This window comes from Variovorax sp. GW821-FHT09A10 (assembly GCF_059418385.1).
Window position 1 is genome coordinate 207772 of record NZ_JBWKPT010000004.1, and the last position, 25105, is coordinate 232876.

The 25105-nt window shown below is 62.5% G+C and carries 19 protein-coding genes; 16 read left to right on the forward strand and 3 right to left on the reverse strand.

The window, feature by feature from the left end; translation table 11 throughout:
* The first annotated feature begins 6 nt into the window (after positions 1–6).
* The 9 genes from pglX (AC07Q9_RS17640) to brxL are packed head-to-tail and all read left to right on the forward strand — an operon-like array spanning position 7 to position 13584.
* Entirely contained in the window at positions 7–1815 is a 1809-nt protein-coding gene (gene pglX, locus AC07Q9_RS17640; RefSeq protein ID WP_495310990.1) for a BREX-1 system adenine-specific DNA-methyltransferase PglX, read from the forward strand.
* Positions 1812–2963, forward strand: coding sequence for an AAA family ATPase (locus AC07Q9_RS17645; RefSeq protein WP_495310991.1), 1152 nt, complete (start codon positions 1812–1814; stop codon positions 2961–2963). Before pglX (AC07Q9_RS17640) ends, AC07Q9_RS17645 begins: the two co-directional genes overlap by 4 nt.
* Positions 2960–3475 carry a hypothetical protein gene (locus AC07Q9_RS17650; RefSeq protein WP_495310993.1) on the forward strand — a complete coding sequence of 172 codons (516 nt, stop codon included), beginning with the start codon at positions 2960–2962 and terminating at the stop codon, positions 3473–3475. The genes AC07Q9_RS17645 and AC07Q9_RS17650 overlap by 4 nt, the downstream gene beginning before the upstream one ends.
* Before the next feature lie 28 nt (positions 3476–3503).
* Positions 3504–4865, forward strand: coding sequence for an SIR2 family protein (locus tag AC07Q9_RS17655; RefSeq protein WP_495310995.1), 1362 nt, complete (start codon positions 3504–3506; stop codon positions 4863–4865).
* Positions 4862–6970: an ATP-binding protein gene (locus AC07Q9_RS17660; RefSeq protein ID WP_495310997.1), complete on the forward strand. Its 2109-nt coding sequence runs from the start codon at positions 4862–4864 to the stop codon at positions 6968–6970. The genes AC07Q9_RS17655 and AC07Q9_RS17660 overlap by 4 nt, the downstream gene beginning before the upstream one ends.
* Positions 6971–6983: 13 nt before the next feature.
* Entirely contained in the window at positions 6984–7190 is a 207-nt protein-coding gene (locus tag AC07Q9_RS17665) for a hypothetical protein (protein ID WP_495310999.1), read from the forward strand.
* Positions 7187–8953, forward strand: a complete 1767-nt coding sequence (pglX, locus tag AC07Q9_RS17670) for a BREX-1 system adenine-specific DNA-methyltransferase PglX (RefSeq protein WP_495311001.1) — start codon at positions 7187–7189, stop codon at positions 8951–8953. Before AC07Q9_RS17665 ends, pglX (AC07Q9_RS17670) begins: the two co-directional genes overlap by 4 nt.
* A 6-nt stretch (positions 8954–8959) precedes the next feature.
* Positions 8960–11467, forward strand: a complete 2508-nt coding sequence (gene pglZ / locus AC07Q9_RS17675; RefSeq protein ID WP_495311002.1) for a BREX-1 system phosphatase PglZ type A — start codon at positions 8960–8962, stop codon at positions 11465–11467.
* Positions 11468–11490: 23 nt separating this feature from the next.
* Positions 11491–13584: a BREX system Lon protease-like protein BrxL gene (brxL, locus tag AC07Q9_RS17680; RefSeq protein WP_495311003.1), complete on the forward strand. Its 2094-nt coding sequence runs from the start codon at positions 11491–11493 to the stop codon at positions 13582–13584.
* A gap of 181 nt (positions 13585–13765) precedes the next feature.
* On the opposite strand, the gene gyrB is transcribed toward brxL, so the two are convergent.
* The 3 genes from gyrB to dnaA form a co-directional block, all read right to left on the reverse strand.
* Positions 13766–16387, reverse strand: a complete 2622-nt coding sequence (gene gyrB / locus AC07Q9_RS17685; RefSeq protein ID WP_495311004.1) for a DNA topoisomerase (ATP-hydrolyzing) subunit B — start codon at positions 16385–16387, stop codon at positions 13766–13768.
* 134 nt (positions 16388–16521) lie between these two features.
* Positions 16522–17628: a DNA polymerase III subunit beta gene (gene dnaN, locus AC07Q9_RS17690; protein WP_099794246.1), complete on the reverse strand. Its 1107-nt coding sequence runs from the start codon at positions 17626–17628 to the stop codon at positions 16522–16524.
* Positions 17629–17717: 89 nt separating this feature from the next.
* Positions 17718–19097, reverse strand: a complete 1380-nt coding sequence (dnaA, locus tag AC07Q9_RS17695; RefSeq protein ID WP_489060450.1) for a chromosomal replication initiator protein DnaA — start codon at positions 19095–19097, stop codon at positions 17718–17720.
* Positions 19098–19405: 308 nt separating this feature from the next.
* On the opposite strand from dnaA, the gene rpmH reads away from it, so the two are divergent.
* From rpmH to AC07Q9_RS17730, 7 genes are all read left to right on the forward strand, one after another.
* Positions 19406–19540, forward strand: a complete 135-nt coding sequence (gene rpmH, locus AC07Q9_RS17700; RefSeq protein WP_007834827.1) for a 50S ribosomal protein L34 — start codon at positions 19406–19408, stop codon at positions 19538–19540.
* A 101-nt stretch (positions 19541–19641) separates the two neighbouring features.
* Positions 19642–20064 (forward strand): ribonuclease P protein component, encoded by a 423-nt coding sequence (locus AC07Q9_RS17705; protein WP_495311005.1) that lies wholly within the window; start codon positions 19642–19644, stop codon positions 20062–20064.
* Positions 20061–20348 carry a membrane protein insertion efficiency factor YidD gene (gene yidD, locus AC07Q9_RS17710; protein WP_099794243.1) on the forward strand — a complete coding sequence of 96 codons (288 nt, stop codon included), beginning with the start codon at positions 20061–20063 and terminating at the stop codon, positions 20346–20348. The genes AC07Q9_RS17705 and yidD overlap by 4 nt, the downstream gene beginning before the upstream one ends.
* Positions 20345–22027 carry a membrane protein insertase YidC gene (gene yidC, locus AC07Q9_RS17715; protein ID WP_492681967.1) on the forward strand — a complete coding sequence of 561 codons (1683 nt, stop codon included), beginning with the start codon at positions 20345–20347 and terminating at the stop codon, positions 22025–22027. Before yidD ends, yidC begins: the two co-directional genes overlap by 4 nt.
* Before the next feature lie 74 nt (positions 22028–22101).
* A complete protein-coding gene (gene mnmE, locus AC07Q9_RS17720) occupies positions 22102–23514 on the forward strand; it encodes a tRNA uridine-5-carboxymethylaminomethyl(34) synthesis GTPase MnmE (RefSeq protein WP_495311006.1) in 1413 nt (470 codons plus the stop codon).
* A 101-nt stretch (positions 23515–23615) separates the two neighbouring features.
* Positions 23616–24077, forward strand: a complete 462-nt coding sequence (locus tag AC07Q9_RS17725) for a Crp/Fnr family transcriptional regulator (RefSeq protein ID WP_489060455.1) — start codon at positions 23616–23618, stop codon at positions 24075–24077.
* 88 nt (positions 24078–24165) lie between these two features.
* On the forward strand, positions 24166–25104 hold the full coding sequence (locus tag AC07Q9_RS17730) for a zinc ribbon domain-containing protein (protein WP_495311008.1): 939 nt from the start codon (positions 24166–24168) through the stop codon (positions 25102–25104).
* Position 25105 lies beyond the last annotated feature (1 nt).

Here is a 25105-nt window from a genome sequence, read left to right on the forward strand (position 1 = left end):
CCGGCTATGGAAACCAGCAAACTCAAGAGATTCGCCCAGTTCGCCCGCCGCACCTTGGGCGAGCAAGTCAGCGCCAAGCTAGTCTTGGTGTTGTCTGACGGCAGCACGGCACGGCGCGAGAGCGCTGCGGCCGTCAAGAAACTGGAGGAGGCCATCAAGGATCACAGTCAGTCGTGGGTTACCGAACGTGTGGCCTACATCTGGTTCAACCGCTTCTGTGCGCTGCGCTTCATGGATGTGAACCGCTACACGCGCATCCGCATCGTGTCCCCAGCCGAAGGCCAGTTCCAGCCCGAGATTCTGCTGGAAGCCAAGATGGGCCACATCGACGAGGAGATGGTGCCGGCCAAGATACGGCAGCTGGTTGCCGACTTGCTGGCCAGCAAGAGCCCCAGCCACGACCCGCAGGGCGAGGCGTACCGCTTGCTGGTCGTCGCCGCGTGCAACGCCTGGCACCAAGCCATGCCCTTCCTGTTTGAGCGCATCGACGACTACACCGAGCTACTGATGCCCGACGAACTGCTCTCGGGCAGCTCCATCCTGGCCTACACCCGCGAGGCCATGACGCCGGAGGCCTGCGAAAGCGTGGAAGTCATCGGTTGGCTGTACCAGTTCTACATTTCCGAGAAGAAGGATGCCGTCTTCGAAGGGCTGAAGAAGAACCAGAAGATCACGCCGGACAACATTCCCGCCGCCACCCAGCTCTTCACCCCGCACTGGATCGTGCGCTACCTGGTGGATAACTCGCTGGGCCGGCTGTGGCTGCTCAACCGCCCAAGCTCCAGGCTGGCCGAGCAGATGGCCTACTACATCCCGCCCGAGAAGGCGGGGACCGACTTCCTCAAAATCAAGGGCCCGGAAGACATCAAGGTCTGTGACCCCGCCTGTGGCTCGGGTCACATGTTGACCTACGCCTTCGACCTGCTTTACGCCATCTACGAAGAAGAAGGCTATGACGCTGCCGACATCCCCGAGAAGATCCTTACCCACAACCTCTTTGGGTTAGAGCTCGACGAGCGCGCCGGTGAGCTGGCCGCGTTCGCCTTGACCATGAAGGCCCGCGCTCGTCAGCGCCGCTTTTTCAACAAGCGCGTCAAGCCCAACATCACCGTGCTGGCGAAGGTGGAGTTCAGCGGCCAAGAGCTGGACGAGTACATGGGCCATGTGGGCCGCGACCTGTTCACCTACGGGCTGCGCGAGACGCTGCAGCAGTTCAGCGAGGCCGACAACTTCGGTTCGCTGATCGTGCCCAAGGTCGGCAGCGTCGCCGACGTGCTGGCCACGCTCGAAACCAAGGACATGGCCGGTAACCTCTTCCTGGCCGACACGCACCAACGCGTGCTTAGCGTGCTGCGCACGGCTGAGGCGCTGAGCGCGAGATACGCGGTGGTGGTCGCCAATCCGCCGTACATGGGGAGCAAGGGCATGAACGGGCGCTTGAGCGCCTGGGCAAAGGAAACCTACCCCAACAGCAAGTCCGACCTGTTCGCGATGTTCATCGAGCGCAATCTGGACCTCGTGGTGAAGGGCGGAGCAGTCGCCATGATCACCATGCAGAGCTGGATGTTCCTGTCATCCTTCGAGGCACTGCGCGGCCGCATCTTGAATCGGCATACCATTCTCTCGATGGCGCACCTGGGCGCGCGGGCCTTCGACAGCATTGGCGGTGAAGTGGTGTCCACCACGGCCTTTGTGCTGGAAAACTCCCATAAGCCAGACTACCGGGGCGGATACCTGCGCCTTGTGGATGGCAATTCGGAAGCAGAAAAGATGGAGATGATGGCCCAGGCCATCGCCCAAGGTAGCGCAGCATGATCACCCAGCTGCAGCTCAAGAACTTCACCGCCTTCTCCGATCTGGCGATCAACTTCTCGCCGGGCATCAACGTCATCATTGGCGAGAACGGCACTGGCAAGACCCAGTTGCTCAAGGCCCTGCTAGCGATGAGCGCGCCAGAAGCACATGGGGAGCAAGCAGATGAAAAGCTGGCTCGCAAGCTGTGCCGGCTGTACCACCCGCTCAACGAACAAGTGGGCGAGCTGCGGCGTGCCGGGACACGCGGCGATGCACAGCTGAGCGTGACCTTCGCATCCGGTCAGTCCATCAGTGCACATTTCAATGGTAGTGCTGAGGTTGTCAAGGTCAGCATCGACGCAGCGGGCGAGTCCACCCCCGCCATCTACATCCCGACCAAGGAGGTGTTGTCGCTGGTGCGTGGCCTGACGGCCGAGGAGTCCGACCTGCCCACTATCGAGCGCATCTTCGACGACGGCTACCTGGACCTCGCAAGAAAGCTCGTGAGCGAAGGCGCTAATGAGCTGAACGCAAAGATTCAGCTCGACCCGAAGTTCGCCAGCATCGTGCCTCGCCTGGCCAACCTGATCGGTGGTCAGTACCTGCTGGAAAACGGCCGCTTCGTGTTCGAGCCGGGCCGTTATGAGGAGAAGGACAAAGACGCCGCTACTCGCAGCACGGCACAGCACGCGCAGATGTACCAGGACAGTACCGAATGGAAGTTCGTGCCCGGCAGCAAACACCGCCTGTCCAGCGGCATGACAGCCGAGGGCTTTCGCAAGATCGGCGTGCTGCAGCGCCTGCTCAGCAACGGCGGCCTCAGCCCCGGTACCTCGGGCCCTCTACTGTGGGACGAGCCCGAATCCAATCTCAACCCTAAGCTGATGAAGGATCTGGTGCTGGCCCTGCTGGAGCTAGCGCGCAACGGCCAGCAAATCGTCCTGGCCACGCACGACTACGTGCTGCTCAAGTGGTTTGACCTCCTGATGGACAAGGGCAAGGGGGATCAGGTGCGCTTCCACGTGCTGTCCCGGGATGCAGACGCCGGCCAGGTGCGCCACGACAGCATGGACGACTACCGTGCCATTGAGCCGAATGCCATTGCCGAGACCTTCAATGACCTGACCAAGGAACAGGTCTCGCGGAAGATGGGAGGTCTGGGCAAATGAAGCTGCGCGAACGTGACTTGGAAATCGACTTCACCGATGCCGTTGACGCCATCGTTTTCGACCAGATGAAGGCCGACCAGCCAGGCTATCACGGCATAGGGCAAATGCACCGCGTCGATTTCGTGGTCGAACTGGAGACGGCGATAGTCTTCGTAGAGGTCAAAGACCCGGGTAACCCCAAGGCCCAGGCCGAGGGGCTGGCGAAGTTTCATGGCGAGCTGCAAGACGGCACGCTGAGCGACACCTTTGCCGCCAAGTTCATCGACACCTTCCTGTACCGCTGGGCCGAGGAGTGCCTGCAAAAGCCGGTTCACTACGTCAGCCTCGTCACGCTCGAAGACAACGAGCTGCTACCGAACTTTTCGGATGAAATCGCCAAGAAGCTTCCACCGATGGGCAAGTCTGTATCGCGCTGGAAACGCCAGCTGGTCGAGAACTGCCAGGTGTTCAACATCGAGCTTTGGAACGCGAGCTTTCCGAAATGGCCGGCAGCGCGGGTCGCGAAGGCGTAGCAACAAATCATGCCCAGGGGAGAGAAGAATGACCGTCAACACGCTCAAGATTCGAGATGACCATCAGCCGCTAAAGTTCACGGCAGAAGGTGATGCGTTCAAACTCCAAGATGGCTCGCAAGCCGCTTGGCTCACCAGCAAGACTTTCGGGAGCAAGGAACTCCGCAACCGTATCGAGCCCTGGCTGACATCTTTGTTCCAGTCAGAGCATTTGTCGCTGCTCGCTGGCTCGGGCCTCACCCATGCGGTGCATTACCTAGCAGCAGGCAAGGGTGCCGCAGGCATGGGCGCCTTGGCGCTAAGTCACCATCAAACCGAAATCAATCAGGCTGCCGAGAAGGCTGCAGAGGCCGCCGGGCGTGAAAAGGGCAACCTGGAAGACCAGCTGCGCGTTGCAAACGAACTGCTGCGTGGCCTGGAGATCCTGCAGCAAACGACCGAAGCCGAAGCTCTTCGCGCGGAGCTTCAGACCGGCATGCAGGACTTCGCGAAGTCGATCCTGAGGAGCGAAGAGGGTATTGCCCGCGCAGCTGAGGACCTGCGGGAGGAGGCCTTCAACACCCTCGTTACCTTCCTGATGAGCTTCGCCAGTCGCACTGGGGTGCGTGACCGACTGAACATCTTCACCACCAACTACGACCGGCTGATTGAGGCAGGGGCGGAGTTGGCCGGGCTGCACCTGCTCGACCGCTTCCTGGGCAAGCTGATGCCTATCTTCCGGTCTTCTCGGCTGGACCTGGACATGCACTGCAACCCACCCGGCATCCGTGGCGAGCCGCGCTATCTGGAAGGGGTGGCCCGCTACACCAAGTTGCATGGCTCGGTGGATTGGGTCCAGACGGGCAAAGACATTCGCCGTATCGGTTTGCCGTTCGGGGCGGGCACCGTTGAGCCCTACCTGAACGCGCCGGGAGTGAATGGGGCATCAGCGCACGAACTGATGATCTATCCCAACGCCGCCAAGGACAGGGAGACCGCTGACTACCCCTATGTAGAGCTGTTCCGCGATCTCGCGGCAGCAGTGTGCCGCCCGAACAGCACGCTGGTGACCTACGGCTACAGCTTTGGCGATGAGCACATCAACCGCGTCATCCGCGACATGCTCACCATCCCCTCGACGCATCTGGTGGTGATGTCGTATGACGATCCTTTGGGCCGGGTCATGCAGACCTACCGAGAGCTGGGCCGGCCCTCCCAGATCAGCCTGTTGATCGGTCCGGCCTTGGCAGACTTGATGACGCTGACCGAGCACTATCTGCCCAAGCCGGCCATCGACAAGACTACCTTCCGCATGAGCGAACTGCTCAAGCAGCGCATGGGAACACAGCCTCAGTCTGCCAAAGCCGCAGCCCCAGAGGTAGGTGCGTTGGACGGGAGTGACCCCGAATGAGCATGTCCCCCCTGGCCTATGCCGACTCGCTACGCATCGGCACCATCGATTTCGTCTCACCCGATGAAATCAAGGTGCTGCTCGACATCGAGGCGCCCGATGGCGTGGCGCTAAATACAGGCACACCGCGCCCCTTCCCGCGCATCAACGGCTATGTGCTGATCCCAGGTGACGAAGGGTATCTGGTCGCCCAGGTCGAGTGGATCACCATCGAGCGTTCGCAGTACCCCAAACGCAAGGGCATGCAGGACTTCGGTCTGGTGGACTTGCCATACCCCTTGCGCAAGATGAGCTTAAACCCGCTGGGGGTGCTTGCTTACGAGAGTAAAGACGCAAACGGCAATGACGTTTATCGCTTCCGGCGCGGTGTAGAAAGCTACCCGACTGTTGGCGACGCAGTGATGCTGCCCACACAGAACCAGTTGCGCGCCATCGTTGAGTCTGGAGACAACCGGCATGTGCTGGTCGGCATCAGCCCACTGGCTGCTAATGCCGAGGTCAAGATCGACCCGGACCGCTTGTTCGGCCGCCATCTGGCGGTGCTGGGTACCACCGGCAGCGGCAAGTCTTGCTCAGTTGCAGGCTTGATCCGTTGGTCAATGGACGAGGCGCGCAAGGCCCGTAACGGCGCCGAACCCAACGCCCGCTTCATCGTGCTCGACCCCAATGGCGAGTATGCAAACACCTTTCGTGACATGAGCAAGGTGCGGGTGTTTGCAGTTGAACCCAGCGACGGTATTGAGCAGCTCCAGATCCCGCTTTGGTTCTGGAACAGTGCCGAGTGGGCGGCCTTTACTCAGGCCAGCGCCAAGACGCAGCGGCCGACCCTGGTCCAAGCGCTACGGTCGGTCCGAGATGGCGTCTTTGGTGCCACCGTCACGCCCAGCCATGAGATGCGCCGCTATCTGCGTACGCTTGTGTCGGCGATTCAAGTTGAACGAAGCTCCGGGAACCCGTGGAAAGGTGCAGGGCCTGCGAAAGGATTTCGTGACAGGCTGATCCGATGGAAAGAGGGCTTGGCCGACAACGCGACTTTCCATGCTCCCGAAAGCTCCGCCTTAGGCGGTTTGATTCAACACATCACCACGCTCTTGGCTGCACATCCGGGTGATTGGCCCGCCATTTTCACCCCTCAAGAGATTGGCTCACTGCTTGGCGCGCTGAGCAGCACGCATTCCGTGTTTGGAGGCAGTGACACCGACATCCTGCCCATCGACGCCGACGTGCCGCGCCCATTCACCGGCGACCAGCTTCTCCGCAGCGTCGAGGCCACCGCCGAACTGCTCGGCGTCTCCGAGTACGTCGAGACCATGCAGATGCGCATTCGCACCCTGTTGTCAGACAGCCGCATGAAGATCGTCTCGGGCAGCGCCCAAGATCTCACGCTGGACGATTGGCTGCGAAACTACATCGGCGACAACGAGGCATCGAATGGTTCGATCACCGTCATCGACCTCTCGCTGGTGCCTGCCGAGGTGGTGCACATCATCACTGCCGTGATCGCCCGCATGACGCTGGAGGCGCTGCAGCGCTACCGCAAGCTGCATCACGGCAAGACCTTGCCCACCGTACTCGTGATGGAAGAGGCGCACACCTTCATCAAGCGCTACCACGACGACACGGAAAACCAAAACTCAGCCGCCATCTGCTGCCAGGTGTTCGAGAAGATCGCCCGTGAAGGTCGTAAGTTTGGACTAGGGCTCGTACTTTCTTCGCAGCGCCCCAGCGAGCTGTCGCCCACGGTTCTGTCCCAGTGCAACAGTTATCTGCTGCATCGTATCAGTAACGATCGCGACCAGGAACTGGTGCACAAATTGGTGCCCGACAACCTGCGCGGCCTGCTACGCGACTTGCCATCGCTGCCGTCCCGTCACGCTATTTTGCTTGGTTGGGCGTCTGAGCTGCCGGTATTGGTGCAGATGAATGCGTTGCCCGAGCACCATCGACCGAAGTCGGACGACCCCGATTTCTGGGCAGTGTGGTCAGGTCAAGACAGCTTGGGACTTGAGACTGACCGCAAGGTGGACTGGAAGGAAATTGCTGACGAATGGCAACAAATTTCCACCGTATCAGCGGCGCATGGTCTGAAGAGCAAAGATGAATAGCCCGTACATGTGCATGTCGATCGAGGACCGCTTGCAACGCTGCCTGCTGCGTGTCAAGGGCGGTATCACCGACTGCTATGTGATCGGCGGGATCAATGTGCACGCGCTAAGCGCTTTCCAGAATAGTCGCCGCTCACCGGCCCAGCCGTTCAAGCCGGCGCACAACGGATTTGAAATCGATTTTGGCCGCAAGGTATTGCCGACGGGAAAAAAAGAATGAGCGAATACGAGGACACCAACCGTAAACAGGGGGTCAAGGACTTCTTCTTTCGGGCTTCGTCCGAAGACTTTCGGAAAATTCCGGGAATACCAATTGCGTATTGGCCTAGTACGCAACTTCGAAACAGTTTTTCCCAGCACGAGAGCCTTGCAGACGTCGCAAAGCCACGTCAAGGCTTGGCAACAACTGACAACGACAGATTCCTTAGGTTCTGGTTTGAGTGCGCTCGACAGGACACCTCCTTCCCTGCAATGCCACAAATCGAATCCAAATGGTATCCGTGTCAGAAGGGGGGTGGATTCAGGAAGTGGTTCGGCAACAACGACTATGTTGTTAATTGGAAGAATGACGGCGAAGAGATAAAGCAGATCGTCGAAGCACGATATGGCAGTGCATCCAAGCGCGTTGTTAATGAGCACCTGTACTTCAAGGAGGGGATAACGTGGTCGTCGCTGTCAAGTGCCTCTCTCTCAATGAGATACGTGCCGACCGGATTTATTTTTGAGACCAAGGGGTCGATGTGCTTTTTCGAGGAAAGCGATCGTCTCTTGCACGCACTTGCCTTTTGCAACTCATCCATCGTTAATCCATTACTTCAATGCATTAGCCCAACGCTTGATTACCATGAAGGTCCTGTGGGTACACTGCCCGTCGGCAAAGTCATCGATAGCCGGATTCTGGATGGAAGCAGAAGAGCCATTGCAATCTCCAAGTCGGATTGGGATTTCTACGAGACATCTTGGGATTTCACGTACCCTCCGCTGCTGTATCCCGACCACCGCCAGCCCACGCTGAAGGCGGGCTACCAGAAGCTCCGATCTCGCTGGAGTGAGATGCTGCTGGAAATGCGGCGCCTTGAGGAAGAGAACAACCGCATCTTCATCGACGCCTACGGCCTGAAGGACGAACTCACGCCCGAGGTGCCGCTGCACGAGATCACGCTCACCTGTAACCCGCATTTCCGCTACGGCAGCGACAAGAGCGAAGAACAGCTCGAAGCCCTGCTGCTGGCCGACACCATGCGCGAGCTGGTCAGCTATGCGGTGGGCTGCATGCTGGGCCGCTACAGCCTGGAGAAGCCTGGGCTGATCCTGGCCAATCAGGGCGAGACCCTGGCGGACTATCTGCTTCAGATGCCGCATGCCCGCTTCCCTGCCGATGACGACAACGTGATCCCGCTGCTGGATGGCGACTGGTTCGCCGACGACATCACTCTGCGCTTCCGCCAGTTCTTGCGTATGGCCTTTGGCGAAACGCATTACGAAGACAACCTGGCCTTCATCGAGCGGGCGCTCAACATCAAGGGCAAGCGCAACTACAGCCTGCGGGATTACTTCCTAGGCGAGTTCTACGCTGACCATGTGAAGCGCTACAAAAAGCGACCCATCTATTGGCTGTTTGCGAGTCCCAGGGGCAGCTTCAATGCGCTGATCTACATGCATCGCTACCGCCCGGACACGGTGAGTGTGGTGCTCAAGTACCTGCGCGACTACCGCGAGAAGCTTAGCACCGAGAAGGAGCGTCAGGTCTCGTCGAGCATCAACCCCGCCACCAGCCAGGGCGACAAGACGCGCGCGCTGAAAGAGGTGGAGCGGCTTGCCAAGGTGCTAACCGAACTGGAGGAGTACGAGCGCGACGTGCTCTACCCGCTGGCCACCGAGCAAAAGGCCATTAACCTTGATGACGGTGTGAAGGTCAACTATCTGAAATTCGGCGCGGCGATCAAAAAAATCACCGGGCTGGATGCCAAGGAAGAGGATTGACCGACGATGAGCAACCTCAAGATCCAGCAGGCGTTAGGCAATCTGTTTGAGAAACAGCGCATCGTGTTCTGGTATGACACGCGGCGCGAGTTTCGCGCCGACTTCGAGGCACTGAACCTGCCGGGCGTGGAAAAAATCGAGCTTGCCAACAACGAGTTCAGCGTGAAGTACCGCGTGCTGCGCGAGCATCCCGCCCAGAAGTTTTTGCTGTTTAAGGACGGGCCGGAGCCCGAATACCTAGTCAACTGGCTGCTGGACGTTCAGCTGGCCAGCGGCAGCACCTTCCGCACCGATCAGGTGGCATTGTGGCTGGCCGAGTTGGAATTGGGTCCCCATACCTACCCTCTGCTGGAGTTCCACCTGGCATTCTTCGAAGCCGCCAAGCGCCGCGAGAAGCTCAAAGCCTTGCTGGAACCTGGCGACAGCGATAACGCTGTGCTTCAGAAGATGCTTGCGGTGTGCGTCCATGAAGGCACTCGACTGGATGCAATGTTGGAGGCCCTGCTGGCAGAGCTGGCCAGTGGCTCGGATGCGAAGTGGAAACTGATCGAGCGTAGTGGTCTGAGCGCGCACTTCTGGGAGCAGATGAAGCGCGCCTATGGCTACGTCAGTGAGCAGCCGGGCCTGCGGGACTTCGTGATAGAGCTCTTCAAGAACTGCTTCCTGAGTGAGGTGGATCCGACGTTCAAGCCACGGCTGACGTCGGAGTCTAAGGTCTTCATCCAGCGCTGGAAAGACAGCCGTGCCCATGCGCAGGCCTTCGAGGCCCTGTCACAGCATTGTGCGGACCTCTTGCAGGTGGAGGACCGGCTGCAGAGCTTGCAATACCGCACGCTGATGCCGGTGGACGATTTCGAAGCCATCGATCGCAAGATCTTGAGCGAGCTGGTGCGAGAGGTCACGGCCCGCACGGTCAGCGCGCAAGAGGTGGAGCAATGGGTGCGCCAGCGCCGCCAAGGTCATTGGTTCGATCGCTACCAGCATGTCTACCAAGCCATCGAGCACGCGGCGCAGTTCATGCAAACACTGGAGCTGACGCAGTTGGAGATGGACTCGCTGGTCGACGGCGTTCACAAGTACACGCAGAGCTGGTTTCAGCTGGATCAGCGCTACCGCAAGTTCATCTTCCATGCGCGCGAGTCGGGCCAGACTTCGCTGTTGCAGACGCTGAGCCAGCAGGTCGAGAATCTGTACACCAACAACTTCCTGTCGCACCTGAACGTGCGCTGGCAGCGCTTTGTGGATGCGTGCCAGCAGTGGGAGGCGGCGCCGGTGGTTAGCCAAGCGCACTTCTTCGAGCGATTTGTGCAGCCCTATCTGGAACGCAAGGGCAAGGTGTGCGTGTTGATCTCCGATGCCTTCCGCTACGAGGTGGGGGAGGAGCTGCAGAGCCTGATTCGTCGCGAAGACCGTTTTGACGCAGAGCTGGTGCCGGCCCTGTCGTGCTTGCCGAGCTACACCCAGTTGGGGATGGCATCGCTGCTGCCGCACAAGACGCTGCAGATCGTCGAGAACGACAGTGGCGAAGTCACGATCGATGGCATCAGCGCCACCGGCACGGCGAACCGCGGCCGCATCTTGGCCCAGACCGTGGCGGCGTCCACCGCCGTGCTGGCCAAGGAGGTGCTGGCCATGGGCAAGGAGGATTCGCGCACCCTGGTGCGCGACCACGATGTGGTGTACGTCTATCACAATCTGATCGACAAAACGGGCGACACGCGGGACACCGAAGAGCGCGTCTTCGGCGCGGCAGAAGAGACGCTAAAGGAACTCCTACAGGTCATTAAAAAACTGGCCAACGCGAATGCCAGCAACATCGTGGTGACGGCTGATCACGGCTTTATCTACCAACACCACCCGCTGCAAGACAGCGACTTCCTCAGTACCGAATCCAGCGGCGACGAGATCCTGTACAGCGATAGGCGCTTTGTGCTGGGACGTGGGCTGCATGAACACAGCAGCTTCAAGACCTTTCAGCCTGAGCAGTTGGGCCTAGCGGGCAGCCTGCAGGTGCAGATCCCCAAATCCATCAACCGGTTGCGGCTGAAGGGCTCAGGCAGCCGCTTCGTGCACGGTGGCGCCACCTTGCAGGAAGTGGTGATCCCTGTCATCAGTATCAATAAGAAACGTCAGAGCGATGTAGGCAAGGTGACGGTGGAGTTAATTGGCGGTGGCGGAAAGACGATCACGACGGGGCAGTTGGCCGTGGTGCTGTACCAATCTGAGCCGGTAACCGAAAAATGCCAACTGCGTCGCTTGCGCGTGGGCCTCTACTCGCTGGCAGGTGAAGCGATTTCAGACATGCAGGAACTGACCTTCGACATGGCGTCCACTAACCCCCGCGAGCGCGAGGTCGCCGTGCGTTTCATCCTCAGTCGCAAGGCAGACGACTACAACAACCAGCAAGTCGAACTGCGCATGGACGAGCCGGTGGATGGCACAACCCATCACAAGCTGTACCAGTCTGCGCGATACACGATCCGTCGCTCGTTCACCAGCGAGTTCGACTTTTGAAGACAGATGCCGAGGGGGCGCCGATGAGCCAACTGGACGACAAGATCAATCAACATTTCGCCGGGCTGGTGGTTCGCAAGGACCTCGTCAAGACGGTCAAGGGCAACGCCATCGTGCCCACCTATGTGCTGGAGTACCTGCTAGGCCAGTATTGCGCGACCAACGATGAAACCTCCATCCAGGCCGGCATCGACACAGTACGCGAGATCCTGCGCAAGCATTACGTGCATCGCAACGAGGCTGGCCTGGTGCGCTCCACCATCAAGGAGAAGGGCCGGCACAAGGTCATCGACCGCATCAGCGTGGCGCTGAACGACAAGTCGGATGCCTACGAGGCCGAGTTTGCCAACCTAGGCATCAAGAAAGTCATCATCGACTCGGCGACGGTGAAGGCGCACCCCAAGCTGCTGGTAGGCGGCGTGTGGTGCATTGCAGACCTAGAGTACATGTTCACGGAGGATAAGAACGCGTCGCCATGGGTGCTGGCTTCCATCAAGCCAATCCAGCTCTCCCATTTCGACTTCGACGGATATCTTGAGGCCCGCAGGCAGTTCAGCACGGGCGAGTGGATTGACTTGCTGATCCAAAGCGTGGGCTTCAACCCGCAGATGTTCGGGAAGCGCAACAAGCTCAGCCAGTTGGTGCGGCTGATCCCCTTCTGCGAGCGCAACTACAACCTTATCGAGTTAGGCCCCAAGGGCACGGGCAAGTCACACATCTTCTCGGAGTTTTCGCCGCACGGCATTCTGATTTCAGGCGGGGAGGTGACTGTGCCCAAGCTGTTCGTCCACAACGGCACGGGTAAGTTGGGCCTGGTGGGTTATTGGGATGTCGTAGCCTTCGACGAGTTCGCCGGCAAGCAGAAACGCGTGGACAAGGCGTTGGTGGACATCATGAAGAACTACATGGCGAACAAGTCGTTCTCGCGCGGCGTGGAAACGCTGGGCGCAGAGGCCAGCATGGTGTTCGTGGGCAATACCGACCACACGGTGCCCTACATGCTCAAGCATTCGGACTTATTCGACCCACTGCCAGAAAAGTTCCATGACTCGGCCTTTCTGGACCGCATCCACAGCTACATCCCGGGCTGGGAAGTGGATGTGATTCGAGGCGAGATGTTCTCCAGCGGCTACGGCTTCGTCGTGGACTACTTGGCTGAGATCCTGCGTGCGCTGCGCAATCATGATTTCTCAGATCGGTACAAGGCGCACTTCAGGCTGTCTGACGACATTTCGACGCGTGACCGCGATGGCATCAACAAGACCTTCTCAGGGTTAATGAAGGTACTCTACCCCCACGGGGAGGCAAGCGCGGAGGAGATCGAGGCGCTCCTGCAGGCGGCGATTGAAGGCAGAAAACGAGTCAAGGATCAATTGCTGCGGATTGACTCGACATATCCGGCCGTTCGATTCACCTACTTCGATCAGCAGGGCACAGAGCATGCTGTGGCGACGCTGGAAGAGGAGGAGTATCCAGGGGCCTACCACCAGCGCGTTGCGATGGAGACCCTTTCCGAGACATCGCCTGCGCTGGATACGACGACGCAAGTTGAGCCCTCGCCATCGGCAGTGTCGGCGGCAGTGCCCGCCATCGCACCCGTGGGCAGTACCTCGTCGGCTCCTAGGCTGCTGAAGGAGCAGCACTTGGTGTTCCAAGAGAACCAGCGTGGCGTGTCGTTCGACAAGCTGTTCGGCCCTTACCTGGAAGGCTCGAAGCGGATCGTCGTGACCGACCCGTATTTGCGCATGTTCCATCAACAGCGGAACTTGATGGAACTGCTGGAAACCATCAGCCGCAGCTCCGCGCCTGAGGACGAGGTGGCAGTTCATGTTGTCACCGTGGAAGACGAGTTCAACGGTGACCGCCAGACCGAGAACTTTCAGAAGATGGCTTCGGCGTGCTTATCCATTGGTATTCAGTTCTCTTGGGTCTACGACACTTCAGGGACCAAGCACGACCGCGACGTCACCACCGACCACGGCTGGAAGATAGTGCTCAGCCGCGGTCTGGACGTGTTTCAGCGCTGCGAGATGAACGACGCTTTTAGCTTTGCCAACCGCATGCAGCAGCATCGGCAGAGCAAGGAGTTCAATGTGACCTATGTGAAGCTGCCATAAGGAAGAAATGAGCTAGGCACAGATGGCCGGTGAGGCTCCGGTGCAAGCTCAAATCGCCCCCAACTTCCGCAGATGAGAAACGCCGGGCAGGCCCGTCGGCTGCCATGGTTACCTGACACCGCGCCGGCCGGCAAGACTTTGCCTCCTAATCGGCAAAACTTTGCGCGCGTCTACAGATCGATCAGACGTCGATGTTCGACGCGCGCAGCGCGTTCTGCTCGATGAACTCGCGGCGCGGTTCCACCTCGTCGCCCATCAGCATCGTGAACACGCGGTCGGCTTCGATCGCGTCGTCGATCTGCACGCGCAGCAGGCGGCGCACGGTCGGGTCCATGGTGGTTTCCCACAGCTGCTCGGGGTTCATCTCGCCCAGACCCTTGTAGCGCTGGCGCGAAGTGGCGCGCTCGGCTTCGCCGATCAGCCACTTCATGGCCTGGCGGAAGTCGTCGACCTTTTCTTCCTTGGCGCGTTCGCCCTCGCCGCGCTTGACCAGCGCGCCTTCGGCGCTCAGCAGGCCGCGGAAGGTGTTGGCGGCCTGCGCGAGCGCGTCGTAGTCGGCGCCGTGCACGAAGTCCTGCGAAATCACGCTGGACTTGATGTTGCCGTGGTGGCGGCGGCTGATGCGCAGCAGCGGCTTGTCGGTGCGGGCGTCGAACTCGCTGCTCACCTCGGCCGGCACGCCGGTCGTGTTGAGCTCGCGCAGCTTGGCCTGCAGCGCGATGGCCGAGGCCTCGGCGGCGGACGGCGTGTCGAGGTCGAGCGCCACGCCGTCGGCGATGGCGCGCAGTGCTTCGGCGTCCATGAAGTTGCGCAGGCGCGCAATCACGGCCTCGGCCACCTGGTGCTTGCGCGCCAGCTCGGCCAGGGTGTCGCCCGACAGCGTGGTCGAGGTGGCGCCGCCGGTGTCGATGCTCGCGTCTTTCAGTGCGACCTTGAGCAGGAAGGCGTCGAGCGCGGGGCCGTCCTTCAGGTACTGCTCTTCCTTGCCGACCTTCACCTTGTAAAGCGGCGGCTGCGCGATGTAGATGTGGCCACGCTCGACCAGCTCGGGCATCTGCCGGTAAAAGAACGTGAGCAGCAGCGTGCGGATGTGCGCGCCGTCCACGTCGGCGTCGGTCATGATGATGATGCGGTGGTAGCGCAGCTTGGCGACGTTGAAGTCGTCCGCGCCGCCGCCCGCCGTGGTCGCGCCGGCGCGGCCGATGCCGGTGCCCAGCGCGGTGATCATCGTGAGAATTTCATTGCTGGTGAGCAGCTTCTCGTAGCGTGCCTTCTCGACGTTCAGGATCTTGCCGCGCAGCGGCAGGATGGCCTGGAACTTCCGGTCGCGGCCCTGCTTGGCGGAGCCGCCGGCGGAGTCACCCTCCACCAGGTAGACCTCGCACAGGGCGGGGTCCTTTTCCTGGCAGTCGGCCAGCTTGCCGGGCAGGCCCATGCCGTCGAGCACGCCCTTGCGGCGCGTCATTTCGCGGGCCTTGCGCGCGGCTTCGCGGGCACGGGCTGCTTCGACGATCTTGCCGCAGATGATCTTGGCGTCGTTCGGGCGCTCCTGCAGGTAGTCGGTGAGCAGGCGGCCGACGATGTCTTCCACCGGGGCTCGCACTTCGCTGGACACCAGCTTGTCCTTGGTCTGGCTCGAGAACTTGGGCTCGGGCACCTTCACGCTCAGCACGCAGCACAGGCCTTCGCGCATGTCGTCGCCGGTGACTTCGACCTTCGCCTTTTTCGCGAACTCGTTCTCTTCGATGTACTTGTTGATGACGCGGGTCATCGCGGCGCGCAGGCCGGTGAGGTGGGTGCCGCCGTCACGCTGCGGGATGTTGTTGGTGAAACACAGCACTTGCTCGTTGTAGCCGCTGTTCCACTGCATCGCCACTTCGACGCCGATGTGCGTGCCGGGAATGCCGCCGTAGGTGTCGGCCGGCTTCTCGCCCGCTGCGTAGAACGAGTTCGGGTGCAGGACGGTCTTGCCCTTGTTTATGAACTCCACGAAGCCGCGCACGCCGCCGGCGCCGGAGAAGTCGTCTTCCTTGCCGGTGCGCTCGTCGAGCAGGCGGATGCGCACGCCGTTGTTCAGGAAGCTCAGCTCGCGCAGGCGCTTGCTCAGGATCTCGTAGTGGAAATCGTTGTTTTCCTTGAAGATTTCCGTGTCGGGCAGGAAGTGCACTTCGGTGCCGCGCTTGTCGGTGTCGCCGATGATCTTCATGGGCGAGACCTCGACGCCGCTCACGGTCTCGAGCAGGCGGTTCTGCACGAAGCCGCGGCTGAATTCGAGCTCGTGGATCTTGCCTTCGCGACGCACGATGAGGCGCAGCTTCACGCTCAGCGCGTTCACGCACGAGACGCCCACGCCGTGCAGGCCGCCCGAGACCTTGTAGCTGTTCTGGTTGAACTTGCCGCCGGCGTGCAGTTCGGTGAGCGCGATTTCGGCGGCCGAGCGCTTGGGCTCGTGCTTGTCGTCCATCTTCACGCCGGTCGGGATGCCGCGGCCGTTGTCGGTGACGGAGATCGAGTTGTCGGAGTGGATGGTCACGACGATGTCGTCGCAATGGCCCGCCAGCGCTTCGTCGATGGAGTTGTCGACCACTTCGAACACGAGGTGGTGCAGGCCCGTGCCGTCGGAGGTGTCGCCGATGTACATGCCCGGGCGCTTGCGCACGGCTTCCAGACCTTCGAGGATCGTGATCGAGCCTTCGCCGTAGCTGGTGTCGGCGGGGACGCCTTCGGGCGCCACGATCTGGATTTCGGGGGTATAGACCGGCTCGGTGTGCGGCACGTCGGGCTTGTTCTCTTCTGCACTCATTCGGATATTCCTCTGTCTCTCACGGGTTTCCCGTGATTTTTCGGGCTCTCAAAAGCTCAATTCGCCGCCTCTTGAAAGCGCAAACCCGCGGGGGGCCGCGGGTTGTGTGCGCAAGGCGCTGTGTCCTGGGGGGTCTAGATGCGCATCGGCATCACGACGTACTTGAAAGATGCGTTCTCGGGGATGGTTAACAAGGCCGAGCTGTTGGAGTCGGCCAGGTCCAGCTTGACCATGTCCTGGTCCATGTTCGACAGCGCGTCGATCAGGTAGGTGACGTTGAAGCCGATTTCGATGCTGTCGCCGCCGTAGTCGATGTCGAGCTCGTCCTGCGCTTCTTCCTGCTCGGCGTTGTTCGACGCGATGCGCAGCGTGCCCGGCTCGATGTTCAGGCGCACGCCCTTGAACTTCTCGCTGGTCAGGATGGCGGTGCGCTGCAGGCTGGCCAGCAGCGGTGCACGGCCGAGCGTGACGGTGTTCTTGTGGTTCTTGGGAATCACGCGGTTGTAGTCGGGGAACTTGCCCTCGACCAGCTTGGTGACGAACTCCATGCCGCCGAAGCTGAACTTGGCCTGGTTGTTCGCGAACTGCATCTCGATGGCGCCTTCGGCGTCGGACAAGAGGCGCTGCATTTCGAGCACGGTCTTGCGCGGCAGGATCACTTCCTGGCGCGGCACTTCGACGTCGAGCAGGGCCGACGAGAACGCCAGGCGGTGGCCGTCGGTGGCCACCAGGCTCAGCTGCTTGCCTTCGGCCACGAACAGGATGCCGTTCAGGTAGTAGCGGATGTCGTGCACGGCCATCGCGAACGAGACCTGCGAGAGCAGGTCTTTCAGCGTCTTTTGCGGCACGCTGAACACGGGGCCGAAATTGGCGGCTTCCTGCACCAGCGGGAAGTCTTCGGCGGGCAGCGACTGCAGCGTGAAGCGGCTCTTGCCACCCTTGAGCACCAGCTTGCTGGCGCTCGATTCGAGGCTCACGGTCTGGTCGGCCGGCATGGTGCGCAGGATGTCGATCAGCTTGCGCGCACCGATGGTGGTCGTGAAGTTGCCCTCGTCGCCGCCGAGTTCGGCGGTGGTGCGGATCTGGATCTCGAGGTCGCTGGTGGTCAGCTGCAGCTGGCCGCCGGTCTTGCGGATCAGCACATTGGCCAGGATCGGCAGGGTATGACGCCGCTCCACGATGCCGGCCACCGACTGCAGCGCGGCAAGAACTTTGTCTTGGGTTGCCTTCAAAACGATCATGTCTTCTTCCTCTTCTCTTATCTCTTTGAATCAGCTTTCAGGACGCCATTCTCCGCTGTCGCGAGGGGCGTTCTTGATGACATTCGGCTTCAGCCTTTGAGGGTCTGTTCGAGGACGTGCAGCTGCTGGTTGAGTTCGGTGAGCTGCTGGCGCTCGCCCGAAATCTTGCGCACCGCGTGGAGCACCGTCGTGTGGTCGCGACCGCCGAACAGCTCGCCGATTTCCGGCAGGCTCTTCTGCGTGAGCTCCTTGGCCAGGTACATCGCGATCTGCCGCGGCCGCGCAATGCTGGCCGGGCGTTTCTTGCTGTACATGTCGGCGACCTTGATCTTGTAGTAGTCGGCCACCGTCTTCTGGATATTTTCGACCGAGATCTGCCGATTCTGGATCGACAACAGGTCGCGCAGCGCCTCGCGCGCCAGGGCGATCGAGATCTCCTTCTGGTTGAAGCGCGAGTACGCCAGGATCTTGCGCAGGGCGCCTTCGAGCTCGCGCACGTTGGAGCGCACGTTCTTGGCCACGAAGAAGGCGACTTCCTCGGGCATTTCAGTGCCTTCGACGCGGGCCTTGTTGATCAGAATCGCCACGCGCATCTCGAGCTCGGGCGGCTCGATCGCCACCGTGAGGCCCGAATCGAAGCGCGACACCAGCCGCTCGTGGATGTCGGCCAGCCCCTTGGGGTAGGTGTCGCTGGTCATCACGATGTGCGACTTCTTGGCCAGCAGGGCCTCGAACGCGTTGAAGAACTCTTCCTGCGTGCGGTCCTTGTTGGCGAAGAACTGCACGTCGTCGATCAGCAGCAGATCGAGCGAGTGGTAGCGCTCCTTGAACTCATCGAAAGTCTTGCGCTGATAGGCCTTGACCACATCCGACACGAACTGCTCGGCGTGGATGTAGAGAACTTTGGAATCGGGCCGGTCGGCCAGCAGCCGGTTACCCACCGCGTGCATCAGGTGGGTCTTGCCCAGGCCGACGCCACCGTAGATGAAAAGCGGGTTGTAAAGATGGCCCGGCATGCCGGCCACGTGCATCGCCGCAGCGCGTGCCATGCGGTTGGCCGTGCCCTCGACCAGGGTGTCGAAAGTGAGCCCCGAATTGAGGCGGTTCTTGAAGCCGGCGGCAACGGGCTCTTCGCCCGGACCGGCCACGTCGCGCGGCACATCCGTTTCGGCCAGGACGGCCATGGGGGCAACACGGACGGGGGCTTCGCGCGGAGCGAGCGCTAACTCGATGGCGACCGGCTGGCCGTACATCTTCTCGGCCATGGCCGCGATCTTGCCCGCGTACTGGGCACGGATCCAGTCGAGCTTGAAGCGGTTGGCCACGAACACCGTCATGCGCGAAAGGTCGTCGGCGACCTGCGCGTGGAGGGGCTTGATCCAGGTATTGAACTGCTGCTCGGACAGCTCCTGCGCGAGCTGGTCGACGCAGGCTTGCCACAGGCTTTCGCCGATGCCGTCAGTCGACATGGGTGCTTGAAAAAGTGAGGGAACCTTCGGGCATTTCTTGTATAGGTATTGTGGATATTCTCTGCTGGAAGGCGCTTGGCATTCTAACTTGTCAAAGCCTTATCCACATGCTGCAGTGCACATGGAAAGGCCCGCAAATGCAGTCGAAGATTGTTCCGGCGGCCAATGTTTGCGATAATTGCGGGTTTCCCTGAAAAGCCTTCATAGCGTCTTTCGGGGGCCATCCGAAACTCGCTCCCCCAGCGCTCGTCGGGTTTGTGCATGCCTTCATGCGGAAACCGGCGCAAACAGGGAATCAGGAAACCATCATGAAACGCACTTACCAAGCATCCAAAGTCCGCCGCGCCCGTACCCACGGCTTTCTGGTCCGCATGAAGACCCGTGGCGGCCGCGCCGTGATCAACGCACGCCGCGCCAAGGGCCGCAAGCGCCTGGCCGTCTGACGGCACCTCACCTGCCGTTGTCAGCCGCCGATACGTCCGCGCAGGCTCTTGCAGCCCCAGCGCCTGGCCCCGCCAGCAGCGACGTACGCGGCCCGGCTTCCATGCAGCGGCTCAAGACCCGCGCGCAATTCCAGGCCGTCCTCGCAGGTGCCACCGTGGCGCGCACTGCCCATTTCGCATTGCACCGCTGTGCGCTCGATGCTTCTGCGTCGGGCGCTGCTTCGCTGTTTCCGTCCGATGAGGTCTGGCTGGGCGCCATGGTGCCCAAGCGCTGGGCACGCCGCGCGGTGACGCGCAACGCCATCAAGCGCCAGATCTACACCGTGAGCGCCGCGCCTGGCGTTGCTTTGCCGCGTGCCGCGCACGTGGTGCGTCTGCGCGCCGGTTTCGATCGCAAGGTATTCGTGAGCGCCTCCTCGGACCAGCTCAAGGCCGCCGTGCGCGCCGAGCTCCAGCAACTGCTGGCGCGCGCCGGGCGCCCGCCGACACCGGCCGGCCCCTCCCCTGCACGCGCTCCGGCATGAAACGCCTGCTGATCGGCCTCGTGAAGGCCTACCGTCTGCTGCTGAGCCCCTGGCTCGGCCAGTCGTGCCGCTTCACGCCGACCTGCTCCGTGTATTCGATCGAGGCGCTGGAAGTGCACGGCGCGCTCAAGGGCAGCTACCTGACTCTGCACCGCATCGCGCGCTGCCAGCCCTGGTGCCAGGGCGGCCACGATCCGGTTCCACCGAAATCACAGCGTCGCACTGAGCGGTCAGGCTCGCTGTTTTCGTCTCTTCTCTCCTCCGACAAGAAGTCTTCGTCATGAACGATATCCGCCGCACGATCCTGTGGGTGATTTTTGGTTTCTCGCTCGTGCTGCTGTGGGACCAATGGCAGGTCTTCAACGGCAACAAGCCGACCTTCCTGCCGTCGACCAAGCCCGCCGTCACGGCACCGGCTGCCGGTACTGCCACGAACAACGGCGTGCCGACCGCGGCTGCCGCAGCCGGCGGCACCGCAGGTGCCGTGCCCACGCAGGCGGCCCCGGCCGCGCCGCGCGAGCAGGTCGTGGTGACCACCGACCTGTTCAAGGCGACGATCGACAGCGAAGGCGCCACGGTCAACCACCTCGAACTGCTCAAGTACGACGAAGCCGACCGCACCAAGCGCGTCGTGCTGTTCGAGAACGGTTCGCCCGCCACGCGCTACGTGGCGCAGACCGGCCTGCTGAACCCCGTCGCCGGCGAAGCCTTCCCCAACCACCTGACGGCCATGACGCCGAAGGCCGGTCCGCGCGCGATGGCCGACGGCCAGAACACGCTCGAAGTGAGCTTCGAAAGCGCCCCCGTCGGCGGCCTGAAGTACATCAAGACCTACGTGTTCAAGCGTGACGACTACGTCATCGGCGTGCGCCACGAAGTGGTCAACGTGAGCGACCAGCCGCGCGACGCGCAGCTGTACATGCAGCTGCTGCGCCACGGCACCGTGGCCGCCGGCACCATGTTCGGCACCAACACCTTCACCGGTCCGGCCGCGTACACGAACGAGAAGAAGTTCCACAAGCTCGACTTCAAGGACATCGCCAAGGGCAAGATCGAGCCGCCGCCGCCGGCCAACGACGGCTGGATCGCGATGGTGCAGCATTACTTCGCGTCGGCCTGGCTGCTCAAGGGCGACCCGGCCAGCGAACAGCTGCGCCGCGAATTCCGCGTGAAGGACCTGGGCGACAACCTCTTCACCGTGGCCATGGTGGCCACGCTGCCGAAGATCGCTCCGGGCGCCACGCAGGTCGTGAACAGCGCGCTGTTCGCCGGCCCCGAAGAAGAAAAGAAGCTCGAAGCCATCGCCCCTGGCCTGGACCTGGTGAAGGACTACGGCATCTTCGCGATCATCTCCAAGCCGCTGTACTGGCTGCTCACGCAGCTGCACGGCATCCTGGGCAACTGGGGCTGGTCGATCGTCGCGCTCGTGGTGCTGCTGAAGGCGGCCTTCTACTGGCTCAACGCCAAGGCGTACGCCAGCATGGCCAAGATGAAGGCCATCAACCCGAAGATCATGGAAATGCGCGAGCGGCTGAAGGACAAGCCGCAAGAAATGCAGCAAGAGATGATGCGGATCTACAAGACCGAAAAGGTCAATCCGATGGGCGGCTGCTTCCCCATCGTGATCCAGATCCCGGTGTTCATCGCGCTGTACTGGGTGCTGCTGTCGTCGGTTGAAATGCGCCACGCCCCGTGGATCGGCTGGATCACCGACCTGTCGGCACCCGATCCCTGGTACATCCTGCCGATCGTGATGACGGCCACCTCGCTGTTCCAGACCTGGCTCAACCCGACGCCGCCCGATCCGATGCAGGCCAAGCTGATGTGGATCATGCCGCTCGCGTTCAGCGTGATGTTCATCTTCTTCCCGGCCGGCCTGGTGCTGTACTGGATCACGAACAACGTGTTGTCGATCGCGCAGCAGTGGTTCATCAACAAGCGACTGGGCGTGCTGGGCAAGTAAGCCAGCCGGCCTCCGCCACCCGCAAAGGGCCGCATCCGCGGCCCTTTGCTTTTTGCTGAAAGAATCGCGCTGTCATGACCCTCGCCCGCACCACCGATCCCATCGTCGCCATCGCCACCGCCCCGGGGCGCGGGGCGGTCGGCATCGTTCGCGTGTCGGGCGCCCGGCTGGCGCCGCTGGTCGAGGCGCTGTGCGCTCGTGGGCTCAAGCCGCGCGAGGCCACCTACCTGCCCTTTCGCGATGCGCAGGGCGAGCCGGTCGACCACGGCCTGGCGATCCATTTCCCGACGCCGCACTCCTACACCGGCGAAGACGTGCTCGAGCTGCAGGCGCATGGCGGCCCGGTCGTGCTGCAGTTGCTGCTGTCGCGCTGCCTGGAAGCCGCGGCCGAAGTCGATCCGGCCACCGGCCGCCCGCGCCTGCCCGGCCTGCGCGTGGCCGAGCCGGGCGAGTTCAGCCAGCGCGCCTTTCTCAACGGCAAGATCGACCTGGCGCAGGCCGAGGCCATCGCCGACCTGATCGACGCGAGCACCGAGGCGGCCGCGCGCAGCGCCGGGCGCTCGCTGTCGGGTGCGTTCTCGCGCGAGATCCACACGCTGCGCGACGCGCTGATCCATCTGCGCATGCTGGTCGAGGCCACGCTCGATTTCCCCGAGGAAGAGATCGACTTCCTCCAGAAAGCCGACGCGACCGGCCAGCTGCAGCGGCTGCAGGCGCAACTGGCCGCCGTGCAACAGCGCGCCAAACAGGGCGCGTTGCTGCGCGAAGGCATCAAGGTGGTGATCGCGGGCCAGCCCAATGCGGGCAAGAGTTCGCTGCTCAATGCACTGGCCGGCGCCGAGCTGGCCATCGTGAGCGCCATCGCGGGCACCACGCGCGACGTGGTCTCGCAGACCATCCAGATCCACGGCGTGCCGCTGCACGTGGCTGACACCGCCGGCCTGCGCGACAGCACCGACGAGGTCGAGCAGATCGGCGTGGCGCGCGCCTGGGGCCAGATCGAAAGCGCCGACGCCGTGCTGTTCCTGCACGACCTGACGCGCGCCGGCCAGCCCGACTACGCCGCCGCTGACGCCGAGATCCTGGCCGGCCTGCGGCGCAAGCTGCCGGCCAGCGTGCCGGTGCTCGACGTGTGGAACAAGCAGGACGCGGCGGCTTCGGCCGCGCCGCCGTCCGAAGGCATCGCGTTGTCCGCCAAGACCGGCGCGGGCATCGAGGCGCTGCGCGACCAGCTGCTGGCGATGGCCGGCTGGCAGGCCGTGCCCGAAGGCGTCTACCTCGCACGCGCACGCCACGTGCAGGCGCTGGCCCGTGTCGAGACGCACCTCGCGCTGGCGGCAGCCCACCTGGTGGCTCAGGCCCAGCTGCTCGACCTGCTGGCCGAGGAGCTGCGTCTGGCCCAGAACGCGCTCAACGAGATCACCGGCGAGTTCGGCGCGGACGACCTGCTGGGTGTCATCTTTTCGCGCTTCTGTATCGGGAAATAGCGACACATGCCTGCGCTTCGCTGGCGAAAGCGTAAACAGTTGTAGCCGAACCTCGGGGCCTTCGCGGATACTTCGGATCACTTGCGGGGGTCGAGAAAAACATGTCCATCCAGAACCTGAGCCGCGCCATCGCGGAGAACCTGAGCGCCGATGCGTTCGCGCTGACCTTGAGCGTCGCGCAGTGGGACACGCTCGCGGGTTATCTGCAGCCCATCGAAACCAGCATCGGCGACGTGCTGATCTCCCAAGGCACGCACGACCGCTCGGTGTTCTTCATCGAAAGCGGCGCCATCAGCGTGCACCGCGTCAGCAGCAAGGAGCAGATGCGCCTGGCCGTGCTGTCGCCGGGCTCGGTGGTGGGCGAAGGCTCGTTCTTCTCGCGCGAGCCGCATGCGGCGAACGTGGTGGTCACCGGCGCAGGGCGCGTGTGGCGCCTCACCGCCGTGCGGTTTTCCGAGATGTCGAACCGCCAGCCCAACATGGCGCTGGACATCGCGATGGCGCTCGGCGCCGTGATCGCCAAGCGCATGGCGCACCGGTCCAAGCGGGTGGCCGTCACCTGAGCGGAGCTTCCGGCTCGCCGCGCGCTGCCAGTCGCCGCAACAACAAGAACAAGTCTTCGTTTCCGATCCTGAGAATTGCTGGTGAGCCATGGCCTTGATCTGCCCGGTCTGTGACGCGGACAACCGCGACGGTGCCAACTTCTGCAGAAGCTGCGGTGGCCGGCTGTCGGCCGCCGACCGCGTGCCGCCGCCGGCGCCCAGTCCTGCCGACCGCGAATGGGCCACCACCGCACCGGCTCAACTGCGTGCGCCGACCATTCCCGCACCGTTGTTCGATCCCGCCGAGTCGAAGCGGGCGTCGTCGCCCGCCTCCGCCGGCTGGGGGCCCGAGCCGCCACCCCCACCGCCGCCGGCGGATGAACGAACCGTGATCGTGGCGCCGGGACGTGGAGGCGCGGCGTCGTCCTTGCCTCCGTCCCCGCGGGCCGACCGGCCCAAGACGCGGATCAAGGTCAAGCGCATCAAGCCGCCCGAACCGGTGCTGCGCCCGCGCGGCATCGGGCTGTGGCTGGGGCTGCTCGCAGTCGCGCTGCTGCTGGTGGTCGCGGGCTGGCTGGGCTACGGGACCGGCAGCAAGGCGCCCGAGCCGCCGGTGACACCAACCCCCGCGGCTGCGCCAGCCCCCGTCGTGACGCCGGCGGCGGTCGAACCACCGCCCCTCGCGACCGAGCCTGCGCCGCCCGTGGCCGAGCCGCCGGCCGCGGAAGCGGTCGCCGAGCCCGTGGAAGCCGCACCCAAGCCGACGCCCGTCGCGAAGCCGCGCAAGCCGGTGACGCCTGCAGCACCAGCGCCCCAGGCCCCAGCCGCCGCGGCGCCTGTGGCTGCCGCGCCTGCCCCTGTGCCCGCGACGCCGTCCCCACCGGCCGACCCGCAGGCCCAATGCGGCGACCGCAACTTCATCGCCAAGGCGCAATGCATGGCGGCCCAGTGCACGAAGCCCGAATACAGGTCGCACGCGCAGTGCGAAGCGGTGCGCCGTCAGCAGCGCATCGACGAAGAAAAGCGCAACCCGTCGCTCTTGAACTGAG